This is a genomic window from Variovorax sp. P4_D9, assembly GCF_056401695.1.
This window is the reverse complement of record NZ_JBFUIU010000678.1, coordinates 1-4,755: the sequence shown is the minus strand read 5'-3', so window position 1 is coordinate 4,755 and position 4,755 is coordinate 1. Positions and strand designations below refer to the sequence as shown.

Below are 4,755 nucleotides of genomic sequence, written 5' to 3'. Positions count from 1 at the left end.
TCACCGGCTGGCCTTTCAGGCTCTTGAGGGCCTGCGCCAGCGCGAAGTCGTCGCCGGCCCCGAATTCGGGCACCTTGCGGTCCTGCGGTGGCTTCTTGGCCTCTTCCTCGAGGCGCTTGCGAGCCTCGTCACGGGCCTTCTCGCGCTCGGGGTCCTTGCTCTCGGGGCCCTGGCCGCTGGCCAGGTGCTTCTCGAGGTCGGCCTCGCGCATGCGCAGCGCCGCGAACGGGCTGCCCTCGGCGCTCTCGTCGACCAACACGTTGGGCACGATGCCCTTGGCCTGGATCGAGGTGCCGCTCGGCGTGTAGTAGCGCGCCGTGGTGATCTTCAGGCCGGTGTCGGGGCCGAGCGGACGCACCGTCTGCACTGAGCCCTTGCCGAAGGTCTGGCTGCCCATGACGGTGGCGCGCTTGTGGTCCTGCAGGGCGCCGGCGACGATCTCGCTGGCCGAGGCCGAGCCTTCGTTCACGAGCACCACCAGCGGCACGGTCTTCAGGGCCGCAGGCAGGTTGCGCAGCGGGTCACTGCCGGCACGGCGCTGGTAGAACTCGGGCGCCGCCTTGTAGATCGACTTGCTCTCGGCCAGTTGGCCGTCGGTCGACACCACCGTGACGTTTTCGGGCAGGAAGGCGGCCGAGATTGCGACCGCGGCGTCGAGCAGGCCGCCCGGGTMGTTGCGCAGGTCGAGTACCAAGCCCTTGAGGTTCGGGTCCTGCTTGTAGATCTCTTCGACCTTCTTGACGAAATCGTCGACCGTGCGTTCCTGGAACTGCGACAGGCGGACCCAGGCGTAGCCCGGCTCCATTACCTTGCCGCGAACCGACTGGGTGCGGATTTCCTCGCGCGTGATCGTGACCGGGAAGGTGCGGTTCTCGTCCTTGCGGAAGATGGTCAGCAGCACCTTGGTGTTGGCCTCGCCGCGCATGCGCTTGACGGCCTCGTTGAGCGAAAGGCCGCGCACGGCGGTGTCGTCGATCTTGGTGATCAGGTCGTTCGGCTTGAGGCCGGCGCGGAAGGCCGGCGAGCCCTCGATCGGCGACACCACCTTGATCAGGCCGTCTTCCTGCGAAATCTCGATGCCGACGCCGACGAAGCGACCGGTGGTGCCTTCGCGGAATTCCTTGAAGGATTTCTTGTCGAAATACTGCGAATGCGGATCGAGCCCGGCAACCATGCCGGAGATCGCATCCGAAATCAGTTTCTTCTCGTCGACCGGTTCGACGTAGTCGCTCTTGACCATGCCGAAAACAGCGGCCAGCTGCTGCAGTTCCTCGAGGGGCAAGGGAGCCAGCGAGCCGCGCGCAACGGTTTGTAACGAGACGGTGGTCAGCACGCCGGCAAAGGCGCCCGCGGCGACCCAGCCGGTGATCTTCATTTTCTGGCCCATGTGAAAGTGTCCTTGTCGCCTATCAACCCAATATACACAGCTTGGAAGCAAGTTGCCGGCCGCGGTTCCTCACCGAGCAGAACAAATTGAGAATTTCTGTTACGCCTTGCCCTGGGAGGCGACCGCGGCCGCCGCCTTCTCGACGGCGTCGGCATCGCCGAGATAGTAGTGGCGCAGCGGCTTGAGCTCGTCGTCGAGCTCGTAAACCAGCGGGATTCCGTTGGGAATGTTCAGGCCCACGATGGCGTCGTCGGAGATGCCGTCGAGGTACTTCACCAGCGCGCGGATGGAATTGCCGTGCGCTGCCACCAGCAGCCGGCGGCCGGCGCGGACCGCCGGTGCCATCGATTCGTTCCAGAACGGCAGCACTCGGGCGACCGTGTCCTTCAGGCATTCGGTCAGGGGCACCTGCTCGGGCGCCAGCTTAGCGTAGCGGACGTCGCCGCGCTCGCTGCGCGGATCGTTCGGCTCGAGCGGCGGCGGCGGCGTGCTGTAGCTGCGGCGCCAGACCAGCACCTGCTCGTCCCCGTACTTCTTGGCGGTCTCGGCCTTGTTGAGTCCCTGCAGCCCGCCGTAATGGCGCTCGTTGAGGCGCCAGGAATGCACCACCGGCAGCCAGGTACGGTCGAGCTCGTCCAGTGAGTGCCAGAGCGTGCGGGTGGCGCGCTTGAGCACGCTGGTATAGGCGAGGTCGAAGTCGTAGCCCTCGGCCTTCAGCAGCCGGCCGGCCTGCTTGGCCTGCTCGACGCCGGTCGGCGTCAGGTCGACATCGGTCCAGCCGGTGAAGCGGTTTTCGAGATTCCAGGTCGATTCGCCGTGGCGGATCAGTACCAGTTTGTGCATGGGAGAGGCCTTTGGGAACGCGTGCGGAAAGCCGACATTCTAAAATCCGAGGTTTGCCACTCAAGGAATACCGTGAAATTCATCGTCGACAACTGGATGCTGATCCTGATTGCGCTCAGTTCGGGCGGCATGCTGGCATGGCCTATGGTGCGCGGCGCGAACGCCGGCTCGCTCTCGGCGCAGGGCGCGGTGCAGCTGATCAACCGTGAGCGCGCGGTGGTGGTCGACGTCCGCGAGCCCGAGGAATTCGCGACCGGCCATGTGACGGGCGCCAAGAATGTGCCGCTCGCCCAGTTCGAGCAGAAGCTGCCGACGGCCGTGAAAAACAAGTCGTTGCCGTTGTTGCTTGTCTGCGCAAGTGGGTCGCGGGCACAGCGCGCGGTCGCCACGGCCAAGAAGCTCGGCTACGAGCAAGCCCAAGCGGTGTCCGGCGGACTCAAATCCTGGAAAGACGCTAATCTGCCGCTTGAAAAGGCCTGAACGCTCCACGAAATAGTCCCGATGCAAGCCGTCAAGATGTACACCACCGCCGTTTGCCCCTACTGCATTCGCGCGAAGCAAATCCTCAAGTCCAAGGGCGTCGAACAAATCGAAGAGATCCGCATCGACAGCGACCCGCAGGCACGCGCCACGATGATGGACCTCACGCGCCGTCGCACCGTGCCGCAGATCTTCATCGGCGAGACCCACGTCGGCGGCTGCGACGACCTGATCGCGCTCGACGGACGGGGTGGCTTGACGCCGTTGCTGCACGGCGCCTGAGCCCTCCGGCGGTCGGGCGATAATGGCCAGCTACCACCAGCAGCCCGCTCCGGGAGCCCCCGGGCGGGCATTGTTTTGATTTCCCGAAAGTTAGAGCCATGGCCGACCAGCAAGCACAAGACCCCGTTTTCCAGATCCAGCGCGTCTACCTGAAGGATCTATCGCTCGAGCAACCCAACTCGCCGGCCATCCTGCTCGAACAGGAGCAGCCGACCGTCGACATCCAACTCGGCGTCGACGCCCAGCCCGTGACCGACGGCATCTTCGAGATCACCGTGTCGGCCACCGTGCAGACCAAGATCGGCGACAAGACCGTGTTCCTGGTCGAGGCCAAGCAGGCCGGCATCTTCGAGATCCGCAACCTGCCGGAAGAGCAGATGGGCCCGATCCTCGGCATCGCTTGCCCGCAGATCGTCTATCCCTACCTGCGCGGCAACGTGGCTGACGTGATCCAGCGCGGCGGCTTCCCGCCGGTGCACCTGGCCGAAATCAATTTCCAGGCGATGTTCGAGCAGCAGCAAGCCCAGGCCGCCGGCCAAGCTTCGCCGATCGTCACGCAATAAGCCCGGCGCCCCTCCCGCCGATGAAGATCTGCGTGCTCGGCGCCGGTGCCTGGGGCACGGCGCTGGCTATCAATGCAGCCGGCCGCCATCCGGTCACGCTGTGGGCGCGCGACGCCGCCCAGGTCCTCGCCATGTCCTCGGCGCGGGAAAACGCGCGCTATCTCCCGGGCATCGGATTCCCCGCGACGCTGAATGTGCGTGGCGGCGACGCATCGGCCGCGTTCGCCGACGCCGAGCTCGTCATCGTGGCGACGCCGATGGCGGCGCTGCGCGAGCAACTCGGCCTGCTGCGCCAGGTCGGCTGTCCGGTGGCATGGCTTTCCAAGGGTGTCGAGCCGGCCCAGGCCGGCTCCGCCGATGTGGGGCTGCTGGCCCACGAGATCCAGGTGCGCGTGGCACCCGGCCTCCAGGCCGGCGTACTCAGCGGTCCGAGCTTCGCCCAGGAAGTGGCGCAGGGCCGACCCACCGCGCTGGTCGCGGCCAGTCCGCTGGCCGCCGTGCGGGAGGCGCTGGTCGAGGTCTTCCATGGGCCGACCCTGCGCGTCTATGCCAACGAGGACATCGTCGGCGTCGAAATCGGCGGTGCGGTCAAGAACGTGCTCGCGATCGCGACCGGCCTGGCCGACGGGCTCGACCTCGGCCTCAATGCGCGGGCCGCGCTGATCACGCGCGGCCTGGCCGAGATGACGCGCTTCGGCGTCGCCCTCGGCGCCCGGGCCGAGACCTTCATGGGCCTGTCCGGGCTGGGCGACCTAGTGCTCACGGCGACCGGCGATCTGTCGCGCAACCGCAAGGTCGGCTTGCTGCTGGCGCAGGGCCGGACGCTGTCGCAGGCGGTGGATTCGCTCGGCCACGTGGCCGAAGGTGTCTATTGCGCGCGCACCGTGGTGCAGCGGGCCCGCCGCCTGGGGGTCGAAATGCCCATTTCGGACAGCGTGGTGGCCGTGCTGGACGGGCGGCTCAGGCCCGCCGAGGCGGTGGCCGGCCTCATGGGACGCGAGCCGGGCGTCGAGTCGGCCTGAAAGCTCTGGCCGCATCGGCCGGCCTTGACGGCTCATACTAAATTGCGTTCAAAGATATAGAAGTTATCCATTCGAACCCAGTCATTGACTGGGTTTTCGTTGGATTGGATTCGAGGGCGACGAGCCCGTGGGTCAGGGCGCTTTCGACGGCGTCCAGATTGGCGAAGACGTGGTTGGC

6 protein-coding genes are annotated in these 4,755 nt (G+C 66.3%); 4 read left to right on the top strand and 2 right to left on the bottom strand.

The features are described 5' to 3' along the window. Positions 1-1,387, bottom strand: a 1,387-nt coding sequence (locus AC1DY5_RS42420; protein WP_478120422.1) for a S41 family peptidase, incomplete at its 3' end; no start/stop codon positions are given. Positions 1,388-1,486: 99 nt separating this feature from the next. Next, a complete protein-coding gene (gene gpmA, locus AC1DY5_RS42415) occupies positions 1,487-2,230 on the bottom strand; it encodes a 2,3-diphosphoglycerate-dependent phosphoglycerate mutase (protein ID WP_478120421.1) in 744 nt (247 codons plus the stop codon). Positions 2,231-2,302: 72 nt separating this feature from the next. Here gpmA and AC1DY5_RS42410 point away from each other — a divergent pair, with 72 nt between their 5' ends. The 4 genes from AC1DY5_RS42410 to AC1DY5_RS42395 all read left to right on the top strand — a co-directional run bounded on the left by AC1DY5_RS42410 (position 2,303) and on the right by AC1DY5_RS42395 (position 4,577). Further along, entirely contained in the window at positions 2,303-2,710 is a 408-nt protein-coding gene (locus tag AC1DY5_RS42410; protein WP_478120420.1) for a rhodanese-like domain-containing protein, read from the top strand. 21 nt (positions 2,711-2,731) lie between these two features. Then, positions 2,732-2,992 (top strand): glutaredoxin 3, encoded by a 261-nt coding sequence (gene grxC / locus AC1DY5_RS42405; protein WP_478120419.1) that lies wholly within the window; start codon positions 2,732-2,734, stop codon positions 2,990-2,992. Positions 2,993-3,090: 98 nt separating this feature from the next. Further along, the gene (gene secB, locus AC1DY5_RS42400) at positions 3,091-3,555 is read left to right on the top strand and encodes a protein-export chaperone SecB (RefSeq protein WP_478120418.1); all 465 of its coding nucleotides are present in this window, start codon (positions 3,091-3,093) and stop codon (positions 3,553-3,555) included. Positions 3,556-3,575: 20 nt separating this feature from the next. Further along, positions 3,576-4,577: an NAD(P)H-dependent glycerol-3-phosphate dehydrogenase gene (locus tag AC1DY5_RS42395; protein WP_478120417.1), complete on the top strand. Its 1,002-nt coding sequence runs from the start codon at positions 3,576-3,578 to the stop codon at positions 4,575-4,577. The last annotated feature ends 178 nt before the right edge of the window (positions 4,578-4,755 follow it).